Here is a 26333-nt window from a genome sequence, read left to right as displayed (position 1 = left end):
TGGCTGATCCGGAAGTCGTTGCGGTGGAAAGCGAATAGACTCCGATGTCGTGAGCCGTAGACCGCGCAGGCGGACCCCCGCGCTGCTGATCAGCCTCGTCGTGACTCTCCTCGTGGCCGGTTGCGGCTCCGACGGCGGTGATCGGCAGACCGACGAATCGAAGCCACCCGCCTCGGCTGCGGGCGATGCCGGCCTGGCGGGCCGCGTCCCGGACGAGATCCGGGCGTCAGGCGAGCTCACAGTCGGCACCAGCGCACCATACGAGCCGATGGTCGGCATGGGCGAGGACGGACAGTTGACCGGCTTCGACGTCGACGTGTTGAATCGGGTCGCCGACCTCCTCGGCCTACGGCTCGACCTGCAGCAGACCAGGTTCGAGCAGATCCTCCCGGGAGTCGTCGACGGAACCTACGACGTGGGGTCGCGTGGATTCTTCGACACCCTGGCTCGCCAGAAGACCATGGACATGGTGACCTACTTCCGTGGCGGCACCCAGTGGGCGCAGCGGTCCGGTGACACAGTCGACCCGAACAACGCATGCGGGCGCACCGTCGCAGCAGCGGCCGGTACCGTCCAGCACACGGTCGAGCTGCCCGCCAAGAGCAAGGCGTGCGTGACAGTCGGCGACAAACCCATCAAGATCGTCGCCGCACCCACCCAGGAGGACGCGGTCCGTGCGCTCACCGGCGGGTCGGCCGACGCGATGTCCGCCGACTCCGTCGTGGTCGCGACGACCGTCCGTCGAAGCGACGCCGAACTCGCCGCAGCGGGCGAGGTGTTCGACTCCCAGCCGTACGGGTTCGCGATCGCGAAGAAGTCACCGTTGGGCGAGGTGCTGCAGTCCGCCGTCCAGGAGCTGATCGACCGAGGCGAGATGACGACGATCGCCCAGAAGTGGGGGCTCGACGGCGAGATCAACGCTTCGACCATCAACGGAGCGACCATATGAGGATGCGCACGCTCGGCCGACTGATCACCGCGTCGACCGTCGCGGTAGCGCTCACGGTGACGAGCTGCGCCGCGGACGACGACGCGGCCTCGGACGCCACCCCTGCCGAACCGGCAGACCGCGGGGCTGCGGCCCGTGCTCTCGCGAACGTCGAGTCGACGTCGGACGTGACCGTCGACCGGTACCTGTATCCGACGACGACGGGCGACCGCGACGATCGACAGAACTGGGCGGACGTGTATCTGCCGCCGGGCGACCACGAACCGGGCACCGTGCCGCTGGTCGTACTCGTCCACGGTGGCGGATGGCAGTCGAAGCTCGGTGCCGATGTGTTCGTGTCGCTGTCTCGGCGGCTCGCCGAACGCGGCCTCGCCGTCTACAACCTTGAGTATCGGCGGGTCGGCTCCGGCGGCGGATGGCCGACCACCTTCAAAGACGTCGCCGCCGCGCTCGACTTCGTTCCGAACGTTCAAGCGGCGCTGCCGGAGATCTCGACGGACGACGCCGTGGTCGCCGGACACTCGGCGGGCGGCCAACTGGCGATGTGGTCGGGGACCCGCCACAATCTCGAAGACGACGAGATCGGCGCCGAGCCGGAGTTCCGGCCCACCTATGTGATCTCGCTGGCCGGGACCCTCGACATGCGGCGGGCGGCGCTCAACGGCAATCCGCGCGCCCGCAGCGTGATGGGCGGTATGCCCAGCGAGGTGCCCGACCACTACGCGTCAGTCAGCCCGATCGAGAACATCGACCCCGACGTTCCGATCATCGCGATGACCGGCACCGCCGACACCGTTGTCGCACCCAGCATGGCGACGAACTACGTGAGGGCAGTGAAGAAGGCGGGCGGCCGGGGCGCTCTCGTGAGGTTCCCCGGCGTCAATCACACGCAGATCGTCGCTTCAGATTCGGCGACCTTCCCGCAGATCATCGAGACGATCAGTCGGGCGGCGCACAACGCCCACCGTGACTGAATCGAGGGGATTGAATCGACGCCGAGGGAAGCTGACAGCCGAGGGAGCTGACAGGCCGGGGCGTCAGTACACGGACACCGCGTCCACGACCTCAGTCTGCATACCGGCCAGGTACCAGACGAGCGCGAGCAGCGCCCACACGAGACATGAGGCCCCGGCCCAGATCGCGATGTTGGCGCGGCGGTAGTGGACCAGGCACGCCGTGTACTCGCGGAGGAACGCGGCGGGCAGATAGTAGGCGGCGGTTGGTGCGCCGACGACCGTGGCGTCCAGTCCGAGGCGGCGCGTCAGGGATGCAGTGCGCAAGACGTGGAAGTCGCTCGTGACGACGGTCAACGTCGGCGCGGCACAGCCGCTGCCCGCGAGCACTGCACGCGAGTTGACCAGGTTCTCCTCGGTGGTCGTCGACGTGTCTTCGCGGACGATCCGATTCTCAGCCACGCCGGCGTCCACCGCGTACCGCGCCATCGCCTCCGCTTCGGAGACGACCTCGTCGTCGCCTTTGCCGCCGGACAGCAGGAGTAGCGGCTCGTGGCTCGGATCCGTTGCTGCGTCGAGCATCTCGATTCCGCGGTCGATCCGGGCAGCCAGCAGTGGCGTCACCGCGGCGCCGGAGAGTCCTGCGCCCAGGACGATGACGGCGTCGGACGGGGCAGGCCTGTTGAAACGTCCGTACACGGCCGCATACGCGGTGTACCCGCCGAGTGTGATCACCACGATGGCGATCGGTATCACGACGAACGGGACGAGAAGTGCGATCGTGAGGTACGAGTCGACAGTGGCCAACGCGATCCCGGTGGCGACCGTAGCGGCGAGAACCGCCAACAGGAACAGGCCGAACGCGGCCGGCACCAGGGTCGCGACCCGAAGGCCTTCGCGGCGGACCACGACGACAGCGTTGAACAGGAGATACACGCCCGTCGCGAACACGACGACGAGCACGAGCATCACGGGACCGAAGACGGCGATGTCGGTGAGATCGGACTCTGGTGACAGTGCTGCGCACAGCAGAACGATGAAGACCCAGGTGGCGGTTGTGCACCCGATGATGGCCATGCCGTAACTCGTGCGTCGAGGCTCCCGAACGATACGGGTCACCGTCACCGCCCACAGCACGAGGGCGAGGACTCCGAAGCAGATCGTCGTGATCGTCATGACTGCACTCTATGGTCGGCGGTGCCGGAGCCGTGGATGCACCGCGTACTGATCTCGGGCAGCGGGGTTACCACCTGAAATATTCACGCGTACCGATGTCGCCGACGTGGCACGTTTCCGCGAACCCGTTGGCGGCGGGTCGCGCCCGGGCGCGTCGATCGAAGGTTGCGATCGGGGCGGTGCCGGGTCTCCCGCTGTGGAAAGAATCCGCAGGTCAAACAGGCGATAGTGCCCGAATTGCCGCGATAGAAAGTGCCGCAGTCCGGATGGATCAGCCGGTCGCGCGCGGGACGATATCTCTCTTCGGTGCACCGGGGAGGCGGTTTGATAAAGACGCCGATGAGTCGGCGCTCGTGTGCGCACAGTCTGGCCGAGGGGCTTCCATATAAGGGGTTGCCTACCGTGCGGCAGGTAGATAGCGTGTGACCACCCCCACAATCACAGGGAGATACCCACCGACTCCGAGGGAGACCGAACCTCGATGTACCTCCACCTATCTGATGAGATTCGCGAGTTGCGCCAGGCGCTTCGCGGCTACTTCACACGACTCCTCACTCCCGAGATCCGCAGCGCCTTGCTCAGCGAGGGCGAGGCAGGCGGCCCCACACGTGACCGAATCCTCCGCCAGATCGGCAGCGACGGATGGCTCGGCCTCGGCTGGCCTGTCGAATATGGCGGCCAGGGTCGCGGCGAAGCCGCCCAGTACGTGTTCTTCGACGAGGCGTACCGAGCAATGGCGCCCATCCCGATGATCACGCTCACCACTGTCGGTCCCACGCTGATGAAATACGGAACGCAGGAGCAGAAGGCATACTTCCTCCCGCGGATCCTTGCGGGAGAACTGGTCTTCGCGATCGGCTACACCGAACCCTCAGCCGGGACCGACCTCGCCTCGCTGAGCACACGGGCGGTCCGTGACGGCGACGTTTACGTGATCAACGGCGGCAAGGTATTCACCTCGAGCGCCGACGGCGCCGACTGGATTTGGCTAGCGGCTCGCACCGATCCTGATGCTCCCAAGCACAAGGGCATCTCGCTGATTCTCGTGCCGACCACTGATCCCGGATTCTCGGTCACGCCCATTCGCTGTCTCGGCGATGCAAGCACTACTGCCACGTATTACAGCGACGTGCGAGTACCGGCATCCAACGTCGTGGGTGAGGTGAACGGCGGCTGGCGGATGATCACGACACAGCTCAACCACGAGCGAGTCGGCCTCGCCGCGTACTCGGGGATGTGCGAGGGATTCCTCGACGACGTCCGCGCGTGGGCCAACGAGCAGCGCACTGCCGACGGCGGGCGGCTCAGTGACCAGGGCTGGGTCCGTTCGCTTCTCGCTGAGGCGACTGCGCAGTTGCGTGCGATGCGCCTGATGAACTGGCGGCTCGTCTCTGCCGCCGCCGATGGCGACGTCCATCCCGGCAACGCCTCGGCAGCCAAGGTCTTCGCGACCGAATCGGTGGTCGACGTGTATCGCAAACTGCTCGAGATCACCGGCGCTCGAGGTCTGCGCGTGACCGACGAGCCGTGGCGGTTCGACGGCGGTCGACTGGCGCACCTGAACTTGTCGGCGCAGATCAACACCTTCGGCGGCGGCGTCGCCGAGGTTCAACGAGAGATTGTCGCGTGGACGCGACTTGGCATGACGAGGAGCGCACGATGACCGAGACGGTGACAACGGACCCCGCGCCGTGCATGGACTTTCACCTATCGGAGGACGAGAAGGGCCTGGTCGAGGCGGCAGTCGCGATGTTCTCCGAGCTCAGCACTGACGCCGCCGTTGTGGCAGGGGAGGAGGACGAGACTGCGTACGACGAGCGCATCTGGTCGCACCTCGTGGACGGCGGTCTGCTCGAAGCGGTCCTTCCATCCTCAGCAGGCGGCACCGGCCTCGGCATGTCGGGATTGGTCCAAGTCTTGCGCGTACAGGGCATGCACCTCGCTCGGGTTCCGCTCGCAACTACTGCGGTGGCCGCCCTCGCGATCGCTTCGCTGGGCGGGCCGTCGGCAACGCTCGCACAGATCGTCGCGGGCTCGGCACGGGTCGCGGCGCTGCTCCCTGAGGCGCTCACCCGCGTCGACGGAGCCTCAGCGTCCGATGGCTTCACTCTCACCGGAGCAGTCGACTTCGGTTATCTGGCTCCGGCCGCCTCCCATGTGATGGTCACGTTCCACACCCTCGACGGCGAACGGGTCGCCGTCGTTCCCGTCGACCGAATCGGAGTCTCGCTCGATCATTGGCGCGGCATCAGCGGTCAACTCCACGCCGCCGTAACCTTCATCGACGTGCAGATCGCCGCCGAGGAACTCGTCGGCGTGGGGTCGGATGCCGCTGGGTGGGTCCGGAGGCACCTGCTGGTGGCCGCGGCGGCATTGCAGGGCGGGGTGTGCCACGAAGCCGTCCGCCGCACAGCGTCGTACGTCTCCGAACGCGAGCAGTTCGGACGTCCCCTCTCGACCAACCAGGGCGTCGCCATGCGCGCCGCCGACGCGTCGATCGATTCCGAGGTGATCGAGCTTACCGTTCTCGACGCCGCCTTCGGACTGGATGCGGCGTGTACCGAGCCCGGCGAGAGTGTCGACGCCCACGAGAGCGCACTGGTCGCAGCGTGGTGGGCGAAGCAGGCTGGGATCCGGGTCGTCCACGCCACCCAACACTTGCACGGGGGCGCAGGCGCCGACCTGGACAACCACATCCATCGATTCTTCGTATGGGCGCGTGAGATCGACATCCTCTGGGGTGCAGCCGATTCGATCCGGGACGAACTCGGTGCGCTCGTGACGACGGAGGACGAACAGTGAGTACCCCACCAGTATCGACACTGAAGGGCGGGGTCATCGGCACCCTTGTGGTGCTTGTCTTCGCCGAAGTCGTCGCAGCATTTGAGACCACGATGGCGACCCAATTGCTGTACACCCCCGGAGAGTTCTTCACCAAAGACCTGTCGGCGCTGATCTGGATCGTCACCGTCTACGCGTTGGCCGCGGCGCTCGCGACCTGCTTCGTCGGACGCCTCGGTGACCAATTCGGTCGGCGGAACGTACTGATCGCTGTGCTGATCGTCTCTCTGGTCGGCTCGGTGATCAGTGCGTGCGCCCCGTCTTTGACCGTCCTCATCGCCGGCCGCGCTCTGCAAGGCGTCAGCGGGGCGATCCTTCCGCTGGCGATCGGAATCGTCCGCGCGTCGTTCCCAGCGGGCCGGATCGCGCTCGGAGTGGCCGTAGTGAGCACGTCAGCACTGGTCGCGGGCGCCTCGGGTTCCCTAGTCGGCGGCGTGCTGCTCGATCACGCAACCTGGCACTGGATCTTCTGGTCTGCCGCCATCCTCGCAGGAGCGTCAGCCTTCCTGGCCTGCACCATGATTCGGCGCGACCCACCCGAGACCTTGGCGTCGGCGAAGGGCATCGACTGGTTCGGCGGCATTCTGTTCGGCGGTGGCATAGCTGCGACACTCTATGGCGCAACCACGAGCAAGGATGTCGGCTGGAACAGCACGCAGGTCCTGGTGTTCATCGTCATCGGTGTGGCAGCCCTGGTGCTCTGGTATCAGTGGGAGCGCCGCATCGCCGACCCGATGATCGATCTAGCCATGTTCGCCGACCGAAAATTCTCACTCGGTATGGTCGCGACCGCGTTGATCGCACTCGGCCCGATCGGCATGGGGACGGTCCTCTCGATCACCCTGTATCGCACGCCCAACGTCATCAACTCCCCGAGCGGCGACATTTCCCTGCCGGTCGGCCTGGGATACAGCGCGACGATGGCCGGCGTTCTCGGATTCCTCACCGCCGCAGCATCATTCGCGATCGCGCCGTTGATCGGAAGAACCAGTCAGAACTATGGTGCTCGGACCGGCCTCATGGCCGGCTCGGGTCTGGTCATCGTCGGCTTAGGGATCGTCTGCTTTGCCCCGACGAATCCGGTCGTCGTCATCGCCGGGCTGCTGCTGAGCGTCTTCGGAAACGGATTCCTGTATGCGGGAATGCCGACGGTGATCGTCGAATGCGTCACTCCCGAGCACACGTCGACCGCCACCGGGATCAATGCGGTGGTGCGCACTACCTTCCAAGCGGTCGCCGCGTCGCTGGTGGCCATTCTGCTCACCGTGTCGCCGATCATCCTCGGCGACAACAGTTTCACATCCCGAACCGGTCTGAACCTGGTGGTCGGCGTCTGCATTGCCGCCTGTCTGCTCACCATGGTGGTCGTCTCGCGGATCCCCGCGCAGCAGCCACCGCACGCGCAGGGCGAACCGTCCGCTGCCCCTTCCCCTGCTCTCGATGAGGAGATCCGATGAACACCGTCCTGACCACTCGCGATGCGTTGGACCGCCGCGCCGACGACGACCACGTCGGGTTGCTGTTCGAAGACGAGTCCTGGACCTGGCGCCAGTTCGTCTCCGAGAGTCGTCGGCGCGCGAACATGATGCTCGCCCTGCACGACGACGCACGCCCATTCCACATCGGTGTGATGCTCGAGAACGAACCGGAGTTCCTGTTCCTGGTCGGTGCGGCCGCATATTCGGGCGCGACAGCTGTCGGCGTCAACTTCACCCGTCGGGGCGAAGAGCTGGCCAGAGACATTCGCTTCACCGATGTCGAAATCCTCGTCACGACATCAGAATTGATGGCGCATCTCGACGGTGCCGACATCGGCATCTCGTCGGACCGCGTACTGTTGCTCGACGACCCCGCCTACGCCGACCTGCTCGGTCGCCACTCTGATGACCGGCCGGACGTGGAGTCGCCAGGGGATCCGCAGACACAACTGCTGTTGATGTTCACCTCGGGTTCGACCGGGTCGCCGAAGGCGGTGATCTGCTCGACCGGACGCATGGCGCGCACCATCGACTACGCACACATGGGTGTGACCCGCGACGACATCCCCTATAACTGTATGCCGCTCTTTCACGGCAACGCTTTGTTCGCGTGCTGGGCTCCCGCCGTCAACGTCGGCGCGGCGTTCGCGATGGCCCGGAGGTTCTCGGCATCGAGGTTCGTCCCCGATCTGATCAAATACAACGTCACCTACTTCAACTATGTCGGTCGTGCCCTCGCCTACCTGCTGGCACAGCCCGAACGGGAGGAGGAAGCGCACACCCGGCTGCGAGCCTGCTTCGGCACTGAGGCATCGGATCTGGACCGTCGCGAATTCCATCGACGTTTCGGAGTCTGGCCGACGGAGTCGTACGGATCCAGCGAGGGCGGCTTGAGCATCAGCCGAACCGAGGACTCACCTCCCGGATCTCTCGGCCTGCCGCACGCGGGCACCGACGCCGCGGTGATGAACCGCGAGACGATGACCGAGTGCCCGCGCGCGCTCTTCGACGAGAAGGGACGCATTCGGAATGCGGACGAGGCGACAGGCGAGCTAGTGAATATGCGTGGCGCCGCTGGCTTCGAAGGGTATTACCGAGATCAGGCCGCGATGGACGAACGCATCCGCGGCGAGATCTTCCTCACCGGAGATCTCGGGTACCGCGACGAGCAGGGCTACTTCTACTACGCGGGCCGCGGAAGTGATCGGCTCCGGGTCGATAGCGAGAACTTCTCGGCGGCCCCGATCGAGAGGATTCTGGCCCGCTTCGACCACGTCCAGGTCGCGCTCGTCTACCCGGTGCCCGATGCGCGCACCGGTGACCAGGTGATGGCGACGTTGCAGATCGCGGATCCGACGTCGTTCGATCCGGCCGCGTTCGCAGAGTTCCTCGCCGCCCAGTCGGATCTCGGAGCCAAGTGGGCTCCGAGATACGTCCGTGTGGTCGAGGACGTACCGGTCACTGCGACGCGCAAGGTCGACAAGCCTCGCCTGCGCCGGCACGGGTGGGACGTTGCCGAACCGGTGTACTACCGCCCGACTGCGGCACTCACATACACCCCGATCGACGCGGGGATCCGCGACGACATCGCACAGCGGTTCGCCGAGTGTGGTCGCGCCAACCTCGTTCCCGAAGGTCAAACGAAGGAGATGCCATGATCAGCGACCCGTTGACGAGCGTCACGGCGATCATCGAGCGAGGCCACGAACGGGTGAGCGTCGCACGTGACACCGTGAATCGGCCGATGATTCATCATCTGTGTGAGGCACTCGGGGACACCGATGCCCGCTGCTTCGACCCCGACGTGGCGCGGGCCGCCGGATACTCCGACGTGATCGCACCGGTATCGGCGCTGCAGGTCTGGAACATGACAAATCCGTCGGAGCCGGAGATCCGCACGGACGTCGAAGACGCGTACAGCGCGGTCAGCGACGCGGGATACTCGGCCGTGGTCGCCGTCAACAGCGACCAGGAGTACGACCGGGCGCTCGTGCCGGGCGACCTGCTCACCGCACACGAGCGCGTCGAGTCGATAGTCGGTCCGAAGACGACCGGGCTCGGTGAGGGGTACTTCATCACGACACTCGTCACCTATACCGACCAGAACGACGTACGCGTGGGAACCATGCGTTTCCGCACGCTCTGGTATGACCCCAGCAAACGCGACACAGCAGATCGAAAGGAAGAGCGATGACCGATGCGCTTCGCCCCCGCCCGTCCGTCAACCTCGACAACGGCTTCATCTTCGAGGCACTGAACGACGGCCGACTCGTCATCCAGAAGTGCGACGGATGCGCGGAACTCCGTCATCCGCCGGTGCCGATGTGCCCGTCATGCCACAGTCTCGACTGGCACGGCGAAGAGATGTCGGGTCGCGGAACGCTGTTCAGTTACGTCGTGCTGCATCACCCGGTGGTGCCGCCGTTCCGACCCGGATACGTCGTGGCGCTGGTCGAACTCGAGGAAGGCGCCCGTGTCGTGATGCCACTGGAGGACGTCGCACGCGATGACATCGAGATCGGAATGGCGCTGAGCGTCGCCCCCGAACGGATGGACGACGAACTGACCCTTCCCGTGGCGCGGGTGCGTGCGGAGGTGCCCGCATGACGCGCACGCTGAACCGCCCGCCCATCACCGACGTCGGAACGACGCTCCCCGAGTCGACGGTGCCGATCTCGGCGACACTGATCGTCTCGGGCGCTATCGCGACCCGCGACTTCCAGAAGGTGCATCACGATCGTGACGTCGCCGTGGCCGCGGGCACCAAAGACATATTCATGAACATTCTCAGCACCAACGGGCTAGTGAACCGGTACGTGACGGAATGGGCGGGCCCGACGTCGCGGATCTCCCGCATCAACATCCGACTCGGGGCGCCCAACTTCCCCGGCGACACGATGACGTTCACCGGCGAGGTGACCGCCCGCGACGGCGATGACCTCACCGTCGCGTTGGTCGGGACGAACAGCATGGGCGCGCATGTCACGGGAACCGTGCAGGTGGGGTTCTGGACCGACGAGAAACAGGGGCAGAAATGAGCAATATCAGCGACAAGGCAGTGATCGCAGGCATCGGCGCCACCGAATTCTCGAAGGCGTCCGGTCGTTCCGAGCTCCAACTGGCGCTCGAGGCGAGTCTCGCCGCCTGCACAGACGCAGGTGTCGACCCGCGAACGATCGATGGGATGGTGACGTATTCGATGGACACCTCGCCGACCATCGACGTCGCTCGCGGCCTCGGTTGCGACAATATCGACTTCTTCAGTCTCGTCGACTACGGCGGCGGCGCTGCGGCCGGCACCATCGCGCACGCGGCGATGGCCGTCGCCTCCGGTATGGCGACGACCGTGCTCTGCTATCGCGCGTTCAACGAACGCAGTGGCGCCCGGTTCGGTCAGGCGATGAGCACCGAGGGGTTCGCGCCGGACGCGCGTGCGACGCACTTCTCGTGGTATCTGCCGTCCGGGCTGATGACGCCCGCCTCGTGGGTCGCGATGTTCGCCCAGCGGTACCTGCACTTGTCCGCCGCGACGAGCGAGGACTTCGGTCGCGTCGCCGTCGGTGTCCGCGACTTCGCGGCGACAAACCCGAAGGCGTGGTTCTATGGCCGTCCGATCACGCTGGAGGAACACCAGGCGTCGCGGTGGATCGCCGAACCCCTGCACCTGCTGGACTGCTGCCAGGAGTCCGACGGCGGTCAGGCGTTCATCGTCACCACACCCGAACGTGCCAAAGACCTCGCAGGCGAGGCGGTGACCATCCGGTCCGCTGCTCAGGGCTCGGGCTACGACCAGCATGCGATGACGAGCTACTACCGCAAGGACGGTGATCGAGCGCTGCCCGAGATGGGGGACATCGCTCGCCGTCTGTGGGCGGACACCGGCCTCACCACGTCTGACATCGACACCGCGGTGCTGTACGACCATTTCACCCCGTTCGTGCTGGCCCAGCTCGAAGAGTTCGGCTTCTGTGAGCCAGGCGAAGCGAAGGACTTCATTCGCGACGGCCACACCGTCCGCGGCGGGTCGCTGCCGGTGAACACGCACGGCGGCCAACTCGGCGAGGCCTACATCCACGGCATGAACGGAATCGCCGAGGGGGTACGTCAGATCCGAGGCACGGCCGTGAACCAGGTCGACAACGCGCGAAACGTGCTCGTCACCGCGGGCACTGGAGTGCCGACGTCAGCGCTCATCCTGGGTGTGGGCTGATCCTAGGTGCGCCGCAGTGGCCCGCCGCGCTCCAGCGGTCCGTTTAGTCCGGTCAGGACTGCAACAGTCCGCGGATCACGTCCACTGCGATTTCCTGACGAGACTGGTCGTCGACGTCGGCAAGCGGGATTCGGCCATGAGCGTAGGTGAACTCCCGCTGCAAGATGTCCATTCCGAGCATCACGCGCACGCGCGTCTCGGCGTCGGCGCCCGGCGGGGTCGCCAGCTCAATGGCGCGCTCGATGTGCTGTCGGAAGCGCTCGTCCAATCCGTTGTCGTCCAATTCCCATGACCGCTTGCTCAGCAGGGTGATGACGCGCCGGTCCGACTGCAGTAGCGCTCCGTATGTCATCACGAAACGCCACCGGTCCTCGAACTCGTCGTACCGCGCGGGTGTCTCGGCGAGAAAGGCGTCGATGCGCTGAAGCAAGGGCTCCACGATTGCCATGAGGAGGCTGTCTTTGCTCGGAAAATGGTAGTAGAGCGATGCTTTGGTAATCCCGGCCTCAGCTGCGATCGCGCTCAGTGGCGATTCGACATAGCCACGCGTGAGGAACAGCTCCGTGGCGATTTCGACGATTCGATCGCGAGTACTTCCGCTGATGTTGCTCGTGGTAGCCATCTACTCGATGCTATACGGCGGGTGAACAGGCGCTCGGATCCGATCAGGCCTCAAAGGGCCGCGGCCGCGCTCGCTTCACCGGATGCAGGTCGATCAGATCGATCGTGATCGCCCGGTCAGCGATCAACCACCGTCCGGTCGAGTGGTCGTACTCGTCGGTGTAGCGGAGGTGCCAGGTCAAGTCGGCGGCACCCTTGCCCGCCGACATGACGTGGTGGGCCACACACTTGACGCTTCCGCGCGCGCGGCCCGGTCCGGTGGTGGAGACCACAGCTCCGGCGAGTGCGTGATAGGTGACGGCGAACGCCCCTAGGCGGCTCAGCTCGTCTACGATCGCAGATCTTCCGCCGCACGCCCGCACGGGCCCCATCTCGTCGGGCGGGTCCGGCGCCGTAAGCACCGCGTCGGGGACGAACAGGTCACCGATGCGCTCGAATTCCCTCGCGTCGACGAGGTGCGCGTACCCGGCAACGAGATCGTCAATCTGACGACGGTCATCGAGTGTCAGCATCATCGCAGTTCCAGCCTGTCGGCGCAGGCAGACACTTCGTCCTTGAGTTCTTCGAGGTCCGCGGTCTCGGTGGTCGCGAGCACGAGTCGGTTGGCGCCTAGGCGCTCCAACGACGCCACGCCTTCCAAGTCGATCCGCGACGCGAGGTGGCCCAGGGACAGGTCGATGGCGTCAGCATCCCGGCCGGCAGCGTCGGCGGCCGTGCGCATCAAATCCAGGAGTTCAATCAGCTGCTTGCCACGCACGCCGAGTGGCTGAAAACCGTCGCCCAGCCGACCCGCGCGGCGTGCGGCGGCCCGGCTGTGTCCGCCGATGTGGATCGGGACACCGGAAGCCCGCGCAGGCTTGGGGTAGCTGACTGCGCCGTGGTACGAGAAGAACTCGCCGTCGTGGTCGACGCCCCCGGCTCCGCCCGCCCACAGCTGGCGAAGGACCGCGATCTGTTCGTCAGCGCGGCGGCCGCGCGCAGCGAACGGGACATCGCACGCCTCGAGCTCCTCCTGCATCCACCCCATTCCGACGCATACGCGCAATCGCCCTTTGGAGAGCCGGTCGAGTGTCGCCAACCGCTTGGCAAGCACCACGGGGTGATGGTTCGGCAGGACCAAGACGCCGGTCGCGAGCCCGAGCGTATCGGTGTGGGCTGCGAGGAATGACAGCAGATCGAGTGGGTCGGGCAGGTCGCAGTCTGCGCTCAGATCGACACGCCCGGAAGGGGCGTATGGATACTCGCTGGTGTACTGGCTCATCATCACGGTGTGCTCGACCAGCACCAGCGATTCGAACCCGCACATCTCCACGTGCTGCGCGAATGTTGACATCCAGTCGGGGTCGGCCGATTGTCCAGCTCCAGGAGGAGCGATCACCGCGAATTTCATGTCTTCACCCTTCAGATGCCAACCAAGCGCTTGTTTGGTCAGCATACGACTCTTGGGAGTTTCCCGGGCAGCCTCCGTGTACATTGACGTTAATGAAGCCAATGGCTACAGTGACTGGGGTCACCGATCGGCGACCGCCTGAGTCTGCGGTTCCACAGTTCCGCGGCACGCCTAGGAAGGACCCTGATCGATGACCGAACTGGCATCGACTCCCGCTCGCTTGGTCGGCGTCGACTTGGGAACGCGGGTTGTGCGCTACGACGAGCGCGACGCGATCCTATATGCACTGGCAGTCGGTGCGCGAGCCGTAGACCTCGACTTGGTGTTCGAAGATCGACTTCGCGTGCTGCCTACCTTTGCGTTGACACTCGCCCAGTGGGCACCGGACGAACTCGGTGCGCTCGGAGCATTCGACACGAAATCGGCCCTGCACGGATCGCAGACTCTCGATGTCGTCGCACCTCTACCTCGGTCCGGCGAGATCGCGATGTCGGCACATGTGGGTGAGGTCTGGGACAAAGGACGCGCTGCGGTCTACGAAGTGGTCGTCGAGAGCGACTACTTCGTGGCGCGATGGTCCCTTTTCGCCCCGGGATTCGGTGGTTTCGGTGGCGAGCGCGGCCCATCGGTATCGCCCGCGCCTGAACAGGATCCCGACTCGGTCGGTGTCCTCGGTACCAGCGTCGATCAGGCTGCGCTCTACCGGCTGACCGGCGACCGACACCACATCCACATCGATCCCGAAGCGGCAGCAAGCATCGGGCAACCACGTCCCATCCTGCAGGGGCTGTGCACGCTCGCCGCGGCGACGTTGCCTCTGGCGGACATGCTGGGTGCGCATCCGGCGAGCCTGACCGCATTGTCCGGCCGATTTGCAGCGCCGGTCTTTCCTGGCGACACCTCACAGATACGCGCATGGGGTGATGCCGTGGACGCGCAGTTCGACGTCGCCACTGCCCGCGGGCCCATCCTGACGGCCGGCCGAGCCTCATTCGCTTGAGCCCCAGCAGACCTCAACAGTCACGAATGGAGAATCATGACCCAAATACGGCGGTTCGAAGGTAAGACCGCGTTCATCACCGGTGCAGCGCGTGGGCAAGGGCGAGCCGAAGCAGTCCGGTTGGCGAGCGAGGGCGCCGACATCATCGCCGTCGACATCTGCAAGTCCTTTGATTTCCCCGCCTATCCCGGAGCGACCTCCGACGACTTGGCTGTGACCGTCGGTGAGGTCGAAGCGCTCGGACGACGCATTGTGGCGGCGGAGGTCGACGTTCGTGACTACGACGCACTTCAGCAGTCGGTGGCAGACGGGGTCGGCGAACTCGGCCGGCTCGACGTGATCATCGCGAACGCTGGTGTCTGCAGCGCGGCCACAACGTGGGAACACGCGCTGGACCAGTGGCAGGAGACCATCGACGTGAACCTGACCGGGGTGTTCCACACGGTGAAGGCCGCGGTGCCGATCCTACTCGAGCAGGGACAAGGTGGAGCCATTGTGATGACGAGTTCCGTTGCGGGACTGCGCGGGGTACCGTTCGCAGCCGCCTACTCGGCGAGCAAGCACGGCCTCGTCGGTCTGTGTAGGACACTCGCGAACGAACTCGGGCAGCATCGGATTCGGGTCAACACCGTCCACCCCGCCGGGGTGAACACCGATATGCAACCCGTCGATATGCAGCAGTTGATTACGGAGCACGCCGACACCTTGGGTCCCATCTTCATGAATGCGCTGCCGGACACCATGAGCGACGCCGAAGACATAGCCGCGACAGTGGCGTGGTTGGCATCCGACGAGGCTCGCCATGTCACTGGATCGCAGATTCCCGTCGACCTGGGAACCCTCATTCGCTGACTGGGGGGCGCCGGGAAGGCCTTCCGATGGGACGAATCGGGGGCGAGGGCGATTCACAACGCGTCGATCTCCCGCGCGAGGTTCGCTCGGGCCGGAGCCTCCCATTGTCGACGTGCCTGCGGCGAACGGAACAGGCGTCGGAGGGATACTCGACGTACCGTGCAGGATCGAAACCGAGCACGGACAAGTCGGCGTCCGACAGCGCGAACCCGTTCCGGTCGTCGGGCCGACGGGTCGTGCGTGAGGGGCAACTCAACGAGCCGGACGACCTCGTCCTGATCCGGGTCGTCGGCCAACACGACGGGGTGCACCTGAAAACGTGAGACCTACTTCGATCGCTTCGGGAACCTCGCCGTCCACGCCGCCGACCGTAGTGAGCGGGTACAGCGAAAGGCCCTTCGTCGTTCACGTGAACGGAGAGGCTCGCTTCTGTCGGGTCGGCGCCCGGCATGTCGTCTGCATGTACTACGTTTCTCGAAACGAATCGCAGACGAATCGTCGTCGCTGCCATGGTCGGAACCACCATTGAGTTCTTCGACTTCTACATCTATGCGACTGCAGCGGCCCTTGTTTTCCCGACGCTGTTCTTCCCAAGGGCGACGACACCGCGGCGCTCTTCACGTCGTTCGCGGTTGGTCGGGTCCGCTCGTCACGATGGGCGTCGCGACCGTCCTGGTTGGCGTCGTTCCGACGTTCGAGCAAGCCGCCGCAGCCGAACCGAACCACGGATTCATGGCATGGGTTTGGCGGATCCCGTCCTGCTGTCGTCGATAATGGTGAGCGTCGGCCTGTATGTGCGTTTGAAGTTGGCTGAGACCCCGTCTTCGCGAAGGCCGTCCACGACGGCAAGATGGTCGACGAGTCGGGTGTGGAGCTGTCCATCTCGTACGGCGACTTCCTGCAGATGCAGCTAGTCGCCGTCTTCTTCTTCGTGGTCTTCGTCGTGGTGTCCGGTCGTCTCGCCGACCGTGTCGGACGCCGCCGTCTGCTCATCGTTGCGACAGTGCTGATGATCGTATACCGACTCACCTTCAAGTGGATTCTCGATCCAGCGAACACCACGCAGGGCACGGTGCTCGCAGTTTCTCTTCGTCGGCTTCACTCAGATGGGCTTCACCGTCGGCCCGATGAGTGCCGTGCTTCCCGAACTCTTCGCGACCAACGTCCGCTATACGGGCAGCGGCATCGCTTACAACTTCGCCTCGATCCTCGGTGCGGCCATCGCGCCGTTCATCGCGACCTGGCTCGTCGCTGACTACGGCGTCAGATGGGTCGGCGTTTACCTCGCGATCGCGGGTTGCTCGACCCTGGTCGCACTGCTCGTCATGAAGGAGACGCGTGATGTGGACCTCGATCGCGTGTAGCCGGAAACCAGTGGGACGGACACGGCGCACAGAAACAGCAGAGCTGAGGCGCGGATCAACGGCCCGCTCGACGCGCCCCCGGGCCCGGTGCGGTATGGACACCCCGGCGGTCGTCGATCCGATGACCGGCTTCGCAGTGCAGTTCGAGGTCGACGCGGGCGCCGCAGTCGTCGTGTCGGACCTCGAGCGACGGTCCTTCTGGGCCGGCGCGATGGGCGTCGCCCCAGGCTCGCAACGACAACAGAACGGGCTGGAGGTCGAGTCCGGCATCGGTGAGCCGATACTCCTTGCGGCGCCGGGCGCCGGGTTCCGCGTAGTCCGCCGCATACAGGATTTCCTCGTCGACGAGCTTGTGGAGTCGGTGTGCAAGCACCGAGTCGGAGGCCCCGGTGTGCTCTTTGATCTGGCCGAATCGGCGGATTCCGTTGAACACTTCGCGCAGGATCAGCACACTCCAGCGGTCGCCGATCACGTCGAGGCTGCGCTGCACCGAGCAGTTGTCGGTGTCGTAGTCGAGCCAGTTCACGCAGTGAATCCTATCTGACTTCGTGGTTGACAGTCAGCATCTCTGGATCTAACTTCGATTACAGAAGTCAGATGTGGTGAAGGCGTCGTTGATAGGAGAGTGTTGTGGCAGACGGTTCCGGAATGCCTGATGTGGGTATCGACGCTGCGAGCGAGTTCTTGAAGGCCTCCGGGCTTGAGGTGACTCTCGCGACGGGCACGCGGGTGGAAGGTCATGTCGACCTGGGCGAGCGCCATCACACGCCGTGGGGTGTGGTGCACGGTGGCGTCTACGCGACATTCGTCGAGAGCGCTGGCAGTATCGGTGCGAGTGCCGCGGTCGCCGACAGTGGTCAGTTCGCCGTCGGTGTGCACAATGCGACCGACTTCCTGCGGCCGTCGAAGGGCGGTCGGGCGACGGTGGTGGCCGAGCCGATTCAACAGGGGCGGACCCAGCAACTCTGGCTCGTCGAGGTCGCCGACGAGTCGACCGGGAAGACTCTCGCGCGCGGGCAGTTGAGACTGCAGAACGTTCCGTTGCCAGAATGATCAGGTGATCGATTACCTGGTACCGCACTGGGCGCGGTCCGCGCTCGTCCTGGTCGACGTTCAGCACGACGGGCTTCGATCGAAGCTGGGCACGCACCTGTCCCGCCGGGCACGGTCGGTGCCCAGATCCCGGCCGAGTTGCTCCCCGGCGCAGTCGAGCTCGACTGGGATCTCCTGCGATCGGGAAGGCCGCAGGCGGTCGGCGCCGGCGAACGTGTCCTCTACAAGCCCCGCTGGTCAGCCTTCCACCGCACGGGGCTGGATGACGTGCTGCGCACAGCCCGCGTCGACACGGTGGTCGTCGCCGGATGCAACCTGCCGAACTGTCCGCGCGCGACCTTGTTCGACGCATCCGAGCGCGACTACCGGACGGTGCTCGTCGCCGACGCGACCTCGCAGGTCACCGCTGGCCGTCTCGCTGACCTGGAGTTGATCGGCACCCGGTTGCGCAGCGTCGACGACGTAGTGCGCGGCCTGTCCTGACTTCACGGCTCGACAATCGCGCCCGGCCGCGTCGCGGACGCGATCAGGAGAGCGGCGAGTAGCGACCCCACTGCTCCGACCACCAGCGCGCCGAACGCTAGTCGGAATCCCGTCGGGAGGTCTGCGGTGTGGGACGCGATGAGCACCGCGCACACTGCACCGCCGAGCGATCCGCCGATCCGCTGGAGGATGTTCACCTGGGTGATCGCGTCGGCCAGATTCGTCGATGGGACCGCCGCGTACGCGGTGACACCCGCAGGGATCGCGACGAGGCTCACGGAAGCGCCGTAGGCGACCAGCACGAGTTGGACGACGGGGGTCGGCAGATCGAGCGGGGTGATCGCCAACGGCAGCGTTGTCGCCACGGCGAGACAGCCGCCGACCAGTGCCGCGGGTGCCGGTCCGTGCCGGTCGATCCACCGTCCGGCCGCAGGCGCGGTGATCGCGGTGGCCGCGGCGACGCCGATCAAGCTCATCCCTGCGTGAAGCGGATTCTGACCGTGGCCGAGCTGGAAGTACAACGCGTGCACCACGCCGCTGCCGAACACGAGTGCGCCGGAGCACGCGGCGGCGATCGATCCGGCGCGGAAGGCCGGGAGGCGGTACAGGCTCAGATTGAGCAGTGGATGCGCGGTCCGGCGCGTGGCGACGACGAAGGTGGCCAGGGCTGCCGCAGCGCACGCGGCGATGGCGACGGTGGCGGGATCGAGGCGTCCCGCGTCACCCCAGCGGCTCGTCGCGAGGACGACCAGCGCGAGCCCGGCACTGATGCTCGCCAACCCCGTCCAATGCATCGGGCCGGGATCCGACGGTCGGCTGCACGGCAACATCTTGCGGCCCAACATGATTCCAACGATGCCGATCGGCACGTTGATCGCGAACAGCCACGGCCACGGCAATGAATGAAGGATGAGACCGCCGACCAACGGTCCGATCGCCGGTGCCGCGCTCGCCGCGATTCCGAGGACGCCCATAACCCTGCCGAGCCTGCGTGGGCCGACCGCCGCTCCGAGGATCGTTTGCCCGGTCGGGATCAGGACGCCGCCCGCTAACCCTTGCGCGATGCGTGCGGTGATGAGGCCCTCGGGCGTCGATGCGACCGCGCACGCGAGCGAGGCCGCGGTGAAGAATCCGAGCGCAGTGAGCCACACGGGCCCCGAGCCGTATCGGCGGCCCAGCCATCCCGCAGCAGGCAGGGAGACGGCGAGTGCGAGGAGGTAACCGCTGACGATCCACTGTGTGGTGGACAGCGTCGAGTGGAGTTCGGTGGTGATCGAGTCGAGGCCGATATTGACGATCGACGAGTCGAGACCGGTGGCGAAGGCGCCGAGGACGACCACCCAGCAGAGCTTCCAGGTTGCTCGGTCGATGCGGTCGTTCGCGGCGTCGGTCTGCCGGGTGCGGACAGGTTGCTCCGTGGTCATGACTGTTTCCCGACTCGGAGCGTTGCCAGCGCGGACGACCAGGCGACGAGCTCGTCGAGCATGCGGTCGAGAATCGCTTCCGCTCGAGGTCCGGGACAGACTGTCCCGGGCTCGATCATGCTCGTCAGGTCGAAGTCGTCCGACAGCCGCAGCGCGACATGGCTTCGGACGCACGCGACCTTCACTTCAGCCAATGTCAGACGCAGATGTTCGACGGCGCGAATGCCCCCGTCGAGGCCGTAGCTCACAAATCCTGCTGCCTTGTCGTTCCATTCGGAGAAGAGGTAGTCGATGGCGTTCTTCACGGCGGCGGGCATCGAGTGGTTGTACTCGGGGGTGGTGAAGACGAAACCGTCGAACTCGTCGATCGTGCGCGCCCAGCGAACGGTGTGCGGGCGGGTGTACTCGCCGACGGCTGCGGCGACCGGCTCGTCGAGCAGGGGCAGGTCGAAGTCGGCGATGTCGACGAGAGTGACGGCGGCGCGGTCGCCGAGTGCCTGCACTGCTCGTTCTCGCGTCCATTCGGCGACGAGAAGTGAACGGCGGTTGGGGCGGGTACTTCCGGTGACGACGGCGATGCGTAGCGGAGTGGGCGTCTGGGGTGTCTGGGTGATGTCCATGCCTCAATGTACAACGACCATTGCACTAAGTACAATGGTTGATGCACTCATGATTTCGGGAGAGGGATATGCGCGCAGACAAACAACGAGACCTGCTCGACGGTGCGCTACGTGTCTTCGCGCGCGACGGGTACTCGCGAGCGTCGATCGGTGTGCTGGCGTCGGAGTCGGGAGTCTCGACAAGAACGATCTACAACCAGTACGGGGGGAAGGCCGCGTTGTTCCGTGCGGTGATCCTGGACAGTGCGACAGCGGTCGCTGACCGTCAAATCGTTCGTGCGGCAAAGCTTCTCGACCGAATCGTCGACCCGCGAGCGGACCTCGTCGCCTTCGGGGAGGCGTGGTCGACTCCCGAGCCGGAGACTGCTCTGCATTTCGCGATGGTCCGGCAGGTCAACGCGGATGCCGAGCACATCGATCCGGGCGTCCTCGCCGCCTGGCAAGACGCGGGTCCCCGGCGTGTGCGCGACGCGATCGCGGGTCACCTGCGCAGGCACGCGGACGACGGCGTCTTTCACATCGACGACGAGCGGATCGCCGCGGTCCAGCTCGTCCAACTGACCGCAGGTTCGGTCGACTCCGTCGCCGGTGTGGACGCCGGGCAGATGGTGCGAGCAGGTGTCGACGTCTTCCTCGCCGCGTACGGTGCGGACCGGTCGTGAAGCAGATCGGGCGTGAGGGCCCCGATCGTGATAGATCATGACCTCATGAGCACACTGCGCGTCGCCGTCGAGCCGGCTCCCGATCAGCACCTCGCCTCCGCAATTCGGGAGGTCGGCGGATCGGTCGTTCCCCTCGCCCAGGCGCAGGTCCTGGTGTGGATCGGTGGACCCGACGGATTCCCCGACCTCCCGGACACCGTCGAGTGGGTCGCACTCAGCACTGCGGGCATCGAGCGGTTCGTCGACGCCGGCGTCCTCGACGACAAGCGGCTCTGGACCAACGCGTCCGGCTTCTACTCGCGTGGGGTCGCCGAACACGCTCTCGCGCTCCTGCTCGGCGGCACCCGGCAGATCGTCCGATCGGCCAAGACGCGCTGGGCGAAGGACGCCGTCGATCCGGCCGTGCGGACGCTGCGCGGCAGCACCGTCGCGATCGTCGGTGCAGGCGGTATCGGTCGCGAACTCACGCCGCTGTTGAAGGCGTGCGGGGCGACCGTCCTCGCTGTCAATCGGTCCGGGCGGCCGGTCGACGGCGCGGACGTCACCGTCGCGTCCGATCGAACCGACGAGGCGCTGGCGCAGTCGGACCACGTTGTGCTCGCCGCGCCCGACACGCCAGAGACGCGGCACATGATGAACGATCGGACGTTGGCTCTGCTCAGACCGCACTCGTGGATCGTCAACGTGGCGCGGGGGCCGCTCATCGACGAAGCCGCACTGCATCGCGCGCTGACAGCGGGCGTGATCGGAGGAGCCGCTCTCGACGTCACCGACCCGGAGCCGCCTGCCGACGACCACCCGCTGTACGACCTGGACAACGTGGTCATCACGCCCCACGTCGCCAACCCGACGGGCCGGCTCACCCAAGAGATGGCACCGTACCTGGCCGAGAACCTGCGACGGTATGTGGCAGGCGAGGAACTGCTCGCCGTCGTGACCGCCGACCGAGGCTACTGACCGATACCCGGGCTCCGGGACCGATGCAGGGCCGGTCAGATGATCTGGTCGAAGGCCTTCTCTTCGACGCGACGGGTGATCCGCCAGCCGTCCGCGGTGCGGACGAACGCGTCGACGTACCAGATTCCGCAGTACATGACCTGTTTCGGCTCGTCGGACAGGACCATCGGGTTGAAGCACATGGTCCGCCCGGTCGCGGTGTCACCGTCGATCGACAGATCGAAGTTGCCGAGCATGTGGGCGTACGCGGGGAACCTCGGCAGGATGTCGGCCAACCACGCCTTCACCTCGGGGAACGGTCCCTGTGTGCCGCCGGAGGCGCTGTAGTCGATGTAGGCGTCGGGCGTGAATAGTCGGTCGAGGTCATCGAAGCGGCGCGAATCGATCGCCGTCGAATAGTCGATCATCAACTGCTGGATCTCGAATCGGTCCGAGATCTGCTGCAACTCCATCATGTGGGCGCCAACCGCCATCCGCGTCCGGTCATTCGCCTGCGGTCTCGGCTTCGGCCTGTTCTTTCGCCCGACGACGGTCTGCGTGCAACGACCGGACCCGGCGCTCCTCACGGAGCACCTCGACATGCTGCTCCCGTTCCGCGGCGAGCCAGTCGGGCATCTCCGCGAGAAGCGCGTTGATCTGTTCTGTGGTCAGTGCCTCGGTGATCTCGCCGCGCACCAGCCCGGAATTCGAGATGCCGAGCTTGCCCGCGACGAGATTCTTCGGGTGTGGGCCGTTGGCACGCAAGTCCCGCAGCCACTGCGGTGGATCGGTCTGCAGTGCAGCGAGTTCGGTACGACTGATGGTGCCATCGCGGAACTCGGCCGGGGTCGCGGGCAGGTACACGTCCAGCTTCTTGGCGGCGGTGGCCGGTTTCATCGACTGCGAACTCATGAGACCAGCGTATCGGGCGGTAGCCTCATTTCGTGAGCACGGCCGATACCCCGCAGCGTTTCCGCTTGGCCTATGTGCCGGGCGCGACCCCCGCCAAGTGGGTGCGGATCTGGCAGGACCGGAGACCGGACGCGCCCCTCGAGCTCGTCCCGTTCGACGTCGCAGCGACGGCGTCGGCCGTCGCCGACGGTGCCGTGGACATGGCGCTCACGCGCCTGCCTGATGCCCTCGACCACGCCGATCCCGGCCCGCACCACCGCATTTCGCTCTACCAGGAGACGACGGTCGTCGTCGTCCCGAAGGGCCACCTGCTGACCGCGGTCGACGAACTCACGCTCGCCGACATCGCCGACGAACAGTTCCTGTGGCCCGCCGACGAACCGATCATCGTCCCAGACCGTCCGGGCAGTGCCATCGAGCATCGACCCGAGACCACGGCGGACGCTGTCGAACTCGTCGCGGCGGGCATCGGCCTCCTGGTAGTCCCGCAGTCGTTGGCGCGGCTGCACCACCGGAAGGACCTCGTCTACCGGCCGGTGACGGACGCGCCGACCAGTACCGTCGGATTGCTCTGGCCGGATCCCACCACACCTCTCGCCGACGAGTTCATCGGCGTCGTCCGAGGTCGGCGCGCCACCTCGTCGCGCGGAGACGCTGAGCCCGCACCCAAACGGTCCGCCAGGGAGAAGGCCGCAGCCAAGCGTGCCGCCCGCGAAGCCGCCGGAAAGGTGCCGGGGAGAGGCAAGGGCGCGAAGCGCCGTCGCACCCGCTGACCCACACGTCAGCCTCGAAGCTGCACCCCAGAGGAGCCGGCCTTGATCTCACTCACGGACTGCGCACACCTGGAACTCAGGGAATCTGTGGAAGCCCTCGGCGGGTCTGCTGACCATCCGCCACACTTCGACGAAGCCTGCGGCGGCTAGGGCGTCGACGATGGTGTCGGGGTGCCAGCGCCAGGCTCGCGAGACCGCGTGGTCGAACTCCCGCACGCCCGGCTCGTCGGACGACTGCCCGGCCAGCAGGATGACGGAGCCCGGTCGGAGACGGGAGGCCCAGTCATGCAAGGTCTCTCGGACGGCCTCGGGCGCCAGGTGGATGAGGCTGTACCGGGCGATGACACCGGCCGCCCGACCCAGATCGACGGTGCGCAATGACGCGTCGTCGTCGACGGCGTCCAGGTCGGGGTGCGTCTGGCGAGCCTGGTCGCGCATTCCGCGGCTCGGGTCCACCGCGGTGACCGCGAACCGCGCCGTCTTCAGGTATGCCGCCACGTGTCCGATCCCGCAGCCGACGTCGACGACCCCGGTGCCAAGGCCTGCGGCGCGGACGTGGACGGCGAACGCGTCGACCGCAGACTGCTCCAACGGCGACTGGAACGCACCCTCGATGAGTTCGGCGTACGTCTGGGCGAGCACGTCGTATCCGGGTTGATCGCTCACACCGAGTATCTAACGTGGTGGGTGTCCAGGTACGCGACTCGGATGCCCAGATCGGTGGGGTGAGGCTCACACCAAGCTGCCGCAGTTTTGGCTCGGGAGGGACTGGCCGCCCTACCGCTTCTGGACGCACTGGAAGCTGATTGAGAGCTGCTGCGAACCGTCGCTGTTTAGAGGCTCTTCGCCTTTGAGAGTGCGTAGCTGATGCCCGGCAGGTCGCGGTCAACCACAACATGTAGGCGGGCCCTGGAGTGTGAGAATGAAAGCTCCTACACAAACAACTCACACCACCAGGACCCATGAACGAGCCTACTTGCGCTGTTGCTGACACGATCTGCCGAACCGTCGAACTCGGTGTGACGATCACCGGAGCAGGGATCGACGCCGAGGACCGTACGAACATTTTCTGCGAGGTCTTGGCTCCTGATTCGCGCTGTCCAGACTGTGAAAGCTCAGGTCGGCTCCGTGACCACGTTGATCGGGTCTTGACCGACACCCCGGCGGTGGGCCATCCGGTCCTGCTGTATGTGGCCGTCCCGCGATTTGAGCGCCGCACCGCCGAGTGCTCGACGGTGGTCTTCCGCGCGAGGATCGAGCACATCGCCCGACCGCGGGCGGTGCTGACCAGGCGGACCGAACGCTGGATCCTGCGGCGCATCGTGATCGACAAGATGAGTGTGGCCGCCGTCGCCGCGAACCTCGGGATCGCCTGGAAGAGCGTCAATCAGATCGCTGTCGATGCGGCCCGCGGACTCGCCTACGATGGCGGTCATCTCGAGGGTGTCCGACATCTCGGCATCGATGAACACAAGTGGAAACATGTGCGCGGACAAGGCGATTCAAGCTGGGTGACCGTGCTGATCGACCTGACGCCAGCCATCGATGGCACCGGTCCGGCCCGCCTGCCTCGACATGATCGCCGGTCGTTCCAAACAGGTCCTGAGAACGTGGATGGCCGCCCGCGACCAGCGGTTTCGGGATCGAGTGAAGGTCGTGGCGATGGACGGGTTCACCGGCTAGAAGAGCGCCACCGCCGAAGAACTCCACATGGCCCGGATTGTGATGGACCCGTTCCACGTCGTCCGCCTCGCCGGCGAGAAGCTCGACCGCTGCCGCACTCGCATCCAACAGGCCACCTGCGGCCACCGCGGCCGCACAGGCGACCCCCTCTACAGAATCCGACGGATCCTGCATACCCGCACCGACCTGCTCACCGACAAGCAGAAGATTCTGCTGTTCGAGTCGTTGACCAGCCACGATGAACACGTCGCAGTCGACGTCACCCACCAAGTGTATTTGCAGGTCATCGCCGCCTACGAGCATCCACACCGTCGCGAGGGCAAGAAGCTGATGTGGAAGGTCCTCACACGAATCCACAAAGGCCTACCTCCCGGCCTGGCCGAGTTGGCTCAACTCGGCCGCACCCTGTGGAACCGCCGCAAGGAAGTCCGGGCCTACTTCGACGTCGGCGTCTCCAACGGACCCGTCGAAGCCATCAACGGACGCCTGGAACACCTACGCGGCATCGCACAAGGCTTCCGCAACCTCGACCACTACATCTGAGGTCACTACGACACTCCGGACAACTCGCCGAACGCATCAACGCACTCTGAAAGGCGAAGAGCCACAAATCGTGGCTTGCGTCACGTCGATCGGACATGAAGTCATCCTCAGCGAAGAGAACGTCGACGGCGACGATCTCATCACTCTCGAGGTCGACGACATGCTGATCGACATGGAGCACGAGCAAGCCCTTCGAATGTGGGCATCACTCGGCGCCATGCTCAAAGACATCCCCAGTCGGCGGTGCATGACTAAGTGTGAGGTACCCCAGGTGATCTCGTTACCTCTGCCAGGGCTCGCCGGGTGAATTGAACGACGACAGGAGGCGCGGGCGCTCTCCTCCGACCAGCGAGAGGGGTTCGCCTGTCGGAGGCCGACCAGCCTCCTGTCGTCGCTTGGCGCCCGATCCT

Annotated in this window: 28 protein-coding genes and 3 pseudogenes; 21 read left to right on the top strand and 10 right to left on the bottom strand. The window is 65.7% G+C overall.

Annotation, left to right across the window (positions count from 1 at the left end):
• Positions 1-49 precede the first annotated feature (49 nt).
• Positions 50-949, top strand: coding sequence for an ABC transporter substrate-binding protein (locus L5G33_RS10330; RefSeq protein ID WP_236998086.1), 900 nt, complete (start codon positions 50-52; stop codon positions 947-949).
• The gene (locus L5G33_RS10325) at positions 946-1923 is read left to right on the top strand and encodes an alpha/beta hydrolase family protein (RefSeq protein WP_236998085.1); all 978 of its coding nucleotides are present in this window, start codon (positions 946-948) and stop codon (positions 1921-1923) included. Before L5G33_RS10330 ends, L5G33_RS10325 begins: the two co-directional genes overlap by 4 nt.
• Before the next feature lie 63 nt (positions 1924-1986).
• On the opposite strand, the gene L5G33_RS10320 is transcribed toward L5G33_RS10325, so the two are convergent.
• Positions 1987-3078 (bottom strand): YdcF family protein, encoded by a 1092-nt coding sequence (locus L5G33_RS10320; RefSeq protein WP_236998084.1) that lies wholly within the window; start codon positions 3076-3078, stop codon positions 1987-1989.
• A 481-nt stretch (positions 3079-3559) separates the two neighbouring features.
• On the opposite strand from L5G33_RS10320, the gene L5G33_RS10315 reads away from it, so the two are divergent.
• The 8 genes from L5G33_RS10315 to L5G33_RS10280 are packed head-to-tail and all read left to right on the top strand — an operon-like array spanning position 3560 to position 11607.
• A complete protein-coding gene (locus L5G33_RS10315; RefSeq protein ID WP_236998083.1) occupies positions 3560-4741 on the top strand; it encodes an acyl-CoA dehydrogenase family protein in 1182 nt (393 codons plus the stop codon).
• Positions 4738-5880 (top strand): acyl-CoA dehydrogenase family protein, encoded by a 1143-nt coding sequence (locus L5G33_RS10310; RefSeq protein WP_236998082.1) that lies wholly within the window; start codon positions 4738-4740, stop codon positions 5878-5880. Before L5G33_RS10315 ends, L5G33_RS10310 begins: the two co-directional genes overlap by 4 nt.
• Positions 5877-7376, top strand: a complete 1500-nt coding sequence (locus L5G33_RS10305; protein WP_236998081.1) for an MFS transporter — start codon at positions 5877-5879, stop codon at positions 7374-7376. The genes L5G33_RS10310 and L5G33_RS10305 overlap by 4 nt, the downstream gene beginning before the upstream one ends.
• Positions 7373-9055, top strand: coding sequence for an AMP-binding protein (locus L5G33_RS10300; RefSeq protein WP_236998080.1), 1683 nt, complete (start codon positions 7373-7375; stop codon positions 9053-9055). Before L5G33_RS10305 ends, L5G33_RS10300 begins: the two co-directional genes overlap by 4 nt.
• Complete coding sequence (locus L5G33_RS10295; RefSeq protein ID WP_236998079.1) at positions 9052-9591, top strand: FAS1-like dehydratase domain-containing protein; 540 nt, start codon at positions 9052-9054, stop codon at positions 9589-9591. The genes L5G33_RS10300 and L5G33_RS10295 overlap by 4 nt, the downstream gene beginning before the upstream one ends.
• Positions 9588-10004, top strand: coding sequence for a Zn-ribbon domain-containing OB-fold protein (locus L5G33_RS10290; protein WP_236998078.1), 417 nt, complete (start codon positions 9588-9590; stop codon positions 10002-10004). Before L5G33_RS10295 ends, L5G33_RS10290 begins: the two co-directional genes overlap by 4 nt.
• Positions 10001-10435, top strand: coding sequence for a MaoC family dehydratase (locus tag L5G33_RS10285; RefSeq protein WP_236998077.1), 435 nt, complete (start codon positions 10001-10003; stop codon positions 10433-10435). The genes L5G33_RS10290 and L5G33_RS10285 overlap by 4 nt, the downstream gene beginning before the upstream one ends.
• Positions 10432-11607: a lipid-transfer protein gene (locus tag L5G33_RS10280; protein WP_236998076.1), complete on the top strand. Its 1176-nt coding sequence runs from the start codon at positions 10432-10434 to the stop codon at positions 11605-11607. Before L5G33_RS10285 ends, L5G33_RS10280 begins: the two co-directional genes overlap by 4 nt.
• Positions 11608-11659: 52 nt before the next feature.
• On the opposite strand, the gene L5G33_RS10275 is transcribed toward L5G33_RS10280, so the two are convergent.
• Genes L5G33_RS10275 through L5G33_RS10265 form a run of 3 tightly spaced genes read right to left on the bottom strand, consistent with a single transcriptional unit; the run spans position 11660 to position 13618 of the window.
• A complete protein-coding gene (locus tag L5G33_RS10275; RefSeq protein ID WP_236998075.1) occupies positions 11660-12229 on the bottom strand; it encodes a TetR/AcrR family transcriptional regulator in 570 nt (189 codons plus the stop codon).
• Positions 12230-12272: 43 nt separating this feature from the next.
• A complete protein-coding gene (locus L5G33_RS10270; RefSeq protein WP_236998074.1) occupies positions 12273-12743 on the bottom strand; it encodes a nuclear transport factor 2 family protein in 471 nt (156 codons plus the stop codon).
• The gene (locus L5G33_RS10265) at positions 12740-13618 is read right to left on the bottom strand and encodes an LLM class F420-dependent oxidoreductase (protein WP_236998073.1); all 879 of its coding nucleotides are present in this window, start codon (positions 13616-13618) and stop codon (positions 12740-12742) included. Before L5G33_RS10265 ends, L5G33_RS10270 begins: the two co-directional genes overlap by 4 nt.
• A 190-nt stretch (positions 13619-13808) precedes the next feature.
• Between L5G33_RS10265 and L5G33_RS10260 the strand changes: the two genes are divergently transcribed.
• The 4 genes and pseudogenes from L5G33_RS10260 (at position 13809) to L5G33_RS10245 (ending at position 16834) form a co-directional block, all read left to right on the top strand.
• Entirely contained in the window at positions 13809-14618 is an 810-nt protein-coding gene (locus L5G33_RS10260; RefSeq protein ID WP_236998072.1) for a MaoC/PaaZ C-terminal domain-containing protein, read from the top strand.
• A gap of 36 nt (positions 14619-14654) precedes the next feature.
• A complete protein-coding gene (locus L5G33_RS10255) occupies positions 14655-15470 on the top strand; it encodes a mycofactocin-coupled SDR family oxidoreductase (protein ID WP_236998071.1) in 816 nt (271 codons plus the stop codon).
• Positions 15471-15496: 26 nt separating this feature from the next.
• The gene (locus tag L5G33_RS10250) at positions 15497-15793 is read left to right on the top strand and encodes a hypothetical protein (protein ID WP_236998070.1); all 297 of its coding nucleotides are present in this window, start codon (positions 15497-15499) and stop codon (positions 15791-15793) included.
• 126 nt (positions 15794-15919) lie between these two features.
• A pseudogene (locus tag L5G33_RS10245) lies at positions 15920-16834 on the top strand (MFS transporter).
• 55 nt (positions 16835-16889) lie between these two features.
• On the opposite strand, the gene L5G33_RS10240 reads toward L5G33_RS10245, so the two are convergent.
• Positions 16890-17360 (bottom strand): winged helix-turn-helix transcriptional regulator, encoded by a 471-nt coding sequence (locus L5G33_RS10240; RefSeq protein WP_236998069.1) that lies wholly within the window; start codon positions 17358-17360, stop codon positions 16890-16892.
• Positions 17361-17482: 122 nt separating this feature from the next.
• Here L5G33_RS10240 and L5G33_RS10235 point away from each other — a divergent pair, with 122 nt between their 5' ends.
• Together L5G33_RS10235 and L5G33_RS10230 are read left to right on the top strand one after the other, a co-directional pair.
• Positions 17483-17887 carry a PaaI family thioesterase gene (locus L5G33_RS10235; RefSeq protein ID WP_236998068.1) on the top strand — a complete coding sequence of 135 codons (405 nt, stop codon included), beginning with the start codon at positions 17483-17485 and terminating at the stop codon, positions 17885-17887.
• 66 nt (positions 17888-17953) lie between these two features.
• A pseudogene (locus L5G33_RS10230) lies at positions 17954-18370 on the top strand (cysteine hydrolase family protein); the annotation flags it as partial.
• 2 nt (positions 18371-18372) lie between these two features.
• On the opposite strand, the gene L5G33_RS10225 reads toward L5G33_RS10230, so the two are convergent.
• Positions 18373-19794, bottom strand: a complete 1422-nt coding sequence (locus tag L5G33_RS10225) for a DHA2 family efflux MFS transporter permease subunit (protein WP_236998067.1) — start codon at positions 19792-19794, stop codon at positions 18373-18375.
• On the bottom strand, positions 19791-20414 hold the full coding sequence (locus L5G33_RS10220) for an NADPH-dependent FMN reductase (RefSeq protein WP_236998066.1): 624 nt from the start codon (positions 20412-20414) through the stop codon (positions 19791-19793). The genes L5G33_RS10225 and L5G33_RS10220 overlap by 4 nt, the downstream gene beginning before the upstream one ends.
• A 68-nt stretch (positions 20415-20482) precedes the next feature.
• On the opposite strand from L5G33_RS10220, the gene L5G33_RS10215 reads away from it, so the two are divergent.
• Positions 20483-21076: a TetR/AcrR family transcriptional regulator gene (locus L5G33_RS10215; RefSeq protein WP_236998065.1), complete on the top strand. Its 594-nt coding sequence runs from the start codon at positions 20483-20485 to the stop codon at positions 21074-21076.
• 45 nt (positions 21077-21121) lie between these two features.
• Complete coding sequence (locus tag L5G33_RS10210) at positions 21122-22033, top strand: D-isomer specific 2-hydroxyacid dehydrogenase family protein (RefSeq protein ID WP_236998064.1); 912 nt, start codon at positions 21122-21124, stop codon at positions 22031-22033.
• 35 nt (positions 22034-22068) lie between these two features.
• Here L5G33_RS10210 and L5G33_RS10205 read toward each other — a convergent pair whose 3' ends face one another.
• Both L5G33_RS10205 and L5G33_RS10200 read right to left on the bottom strand, forming a co-directional pair.
• On the bottom strand, positions 22069-22488 hold the full coding sequence (locus L5G33_RS10205; RefSeq protein WP_236998063.1) for a nuclear transport factor 2 family protein: 420 nt from the start codon (positions 22486-22488) through the stop codon (positions 22069-22071).
• A gap of 28 nt (positions 22489-22516) precedes the next feature.
• Positions 22517-22909: a DUF5997 family protein gene (locus L5G33_RS10200; protein WP_236998219.1), complete on the bottom strand. Its 393-nt coding sequence runs from the start codon at positions 22907-22909 to the stop codon at positions 22517-22519.
• Between the two features lie 47 nt (positions 22910-22956).
• On the opposite strand from L5G33_RS10200, the gene L5G33_RS10195 reads away from it, so the two are divergent.
• Positions 22957-23697 (top strand): LysR family substrate-binding domain-containing protein, encoded by a 741-nt coding sequence (locus L5G33_RS10195; RefSeq protein WP_236998062.1) that lies wholly within the window; start codon positions 22957-22959, stop codon positions 23695-23697.
• Positions 23698-23745: 48 nt separating this feature from the next.
• On the opposite strand, the gene L5G33_RS10190 is transcribed toward L5G33_RS10195, so the two are convergent.
• On the bottom strand, positions 23746-24363 hold the full coding sequence (locus L5G33_RS10190; protein WP_236998061.1) for a class I SAM-dependent methyltransferase: 618 nt from the start codon (positions 24361-24363) through the stop codon (positions 23746-23748).
• Positions 24364-24659: 296 nt separating this feature from the next.
• On the opposite strand from L5G33_RS10190, the pseudogene L5G33_RS10185 reads away from it, so the two are divergent.
• Positions 24660-25973 (top strand): annotated as a pseudogene (locus tag L5G33_RS10185) (ISL3 family transposase).
• Positions 25974-25993: 20 nt separating this feature from the next.
• Complete coding sequence (locus L5G33_RS10180) at positions 25994-26230, top strand: hypothetical protein (RefSeq protein WP_236998060.1); 237 nt, start codon at positions 25994-25996, stop codon at positions 26228-26230.
• The last annotated feature ends 103 nt before the right edge of the window (positions 26231-26333 follow it).

It is taken from the genome of Gordonia liuliyuniae (assembly GCF_021738805.1).
Taxonomy (GTDB): domain Bacteria; phylum Actinomycetota; class Actinomycetes; order Mycobacteriales; family Mycobacteriaceae; genus Gordonia; species Gordonia liuliyuniae.
Note: the sequence above shows the minus strand (reverse complement) of the source record. Positions and strands in the feature narration are given on the sequence as shown.

Coding starts and splice junctions, on each gene's coding strand:
- L5G33_RS10325 (WP_236998085.1), top strand. CDS start 946: ATGAGGATGCGCACGCTCGGCCGACTGATCACCGCGTCGACCGTCGCG.
- L5G33_RS10320 (WP_236998084.1), bottom strand. CDS start 3,078: ATGACGATCACGACGATCTGCTTCGGAGTCCTCGCCCTCGTGCTGTGG.
- L5G33_RS10315 (WP_236998083.1), top strand. CDS start 3,560: ATGTACCTCCACCTATCTGATGAGATTCGCGAGTTGCGCCAGGCGCTT.
- L5G33_RS10310 (WP_236998082.1), top strand. CDS start 4,738: ATGACCGAGACGGTGACAACGGACCCCGCGCCGTGCATGGACTTTCAC.
- L5G33_RS10300 (WP_236998080.1), top strand. CDS start 7,373: ATGAACACCGTCCTGACCACTCGCGATGCGTTGGACCGCCGCGCCGAC.
- L5G33_RS10295 (WP_236998079.1), top strand. CDS start 9,052: ATGATCAGCGACCCGTTGACGAGCGTCACGGCGATCATCGAGCGAGGC.
- L5G33_RS10290 (WP_236998078.1), top strand. CDS start 9,588: ATGACCGATGCGCTTCGCCCCCGCCCGTCCGTCAACCTCGACAACGGC.
- L5G33_RS10285 (WP_236998077.1), top strand. CDS start 10,001: ATGACGCGCACGCTGAACCGCCCGCCCATCACCGACGTCGGAACGACG.
- L5G33_RS10280 (WP_236998076.1), top strand. CDS start 10,432: ATGAGCAATATCAGCGACAAGGCAGTGATCGCAGGCATCGGCGCCACC.
- L5G33_RS10275 (WP_236998075.1), bottom strand. CDS start 12,229: ATGGCTACCACGAGCAACATCAGCGGAAGTACTCGCGATCGAATCGTC.
- L5G33_RS10270 (WP_236998074.1), bottom strand. CDS start 12,743: ATGATGCTGACACTCGATGACCGTCGTCAGATTGACGATCTCGTTGCC.
- L5G33_RS10265 (WP_236998073.1), bottom strand. CDS start 13,618: ATGAAATTCGCGGTGATCGCTCCTCCTGGAGCTGGACAATCGGCCGAC.
- L5G33_RS10260 (WP_236998072.1), top strand. CDS start 13,809: ATGACCGAACTGGCATCGACTCCCGCTCGCTTGGTCGGCGTCGACTTG.
- L5G33_RS10255 (WP_236998071.1), top strand. CDS start 14,655: ATGACCCAAATACGGCGGTTCGAAGGTAAGACCGCGTTCATCACCGGT.
- L5G33_RS10250 (WP_236998070.1), top strand. CDS start 15,497: ATGGGACGAATCGGGGGCGAGGGCGATTCACAACGCGTCGATCTCCCG.
- L5G33_RS10235 (WP_236998068.1), top strand. CDS start 17,483: ATGCCTGATGTGGGTATCGACGCTGCGAGCGAGTTCTTGAAGGCCTCC.
- L5G33_RS10225 (WP_236998067.1), bottom strand. CDS start 19,794: ATGACCACGGAGCAACCTGTCCGCACCCGGCAGACCGACGCCGCGAAC.
- L5G33_RS10220 (WP_236998066.1), bottom strand. CDS start 20,414: ATGGACATCACCCAGACACCCCAGACGCCCACTCCGCTACGCATCGCC.
- L5G33_RS10215 (WP_236998065.1), top strand. CDS start 20,483: ATGCGCGCAGACAAACAACGAGACCTGCTCGACGGTGCGCTACGTGTC.
- L5G33_RS10210 (WP_236998064.1), top strand. CDS start 21,122: ATGAGCACACTGCGCGTCGCCGTCGAGCCGGCTCCCGATCAGCACCTC.
- L5G33_RS10205 (WP_236998063.1), bottom strand. CDS start 22,488: ATGATGGAGTTGCAGCAGATCTCGGACCGATTCGAGATCCAGCAGTTG.
- L5G33_RS10200 (WP_236998219.1), bottom strand. CDS start 22,909: ATGAAACCGGCCACCGCCGCCAAGAAGCTGGACGTGTACCTGCCCGCG.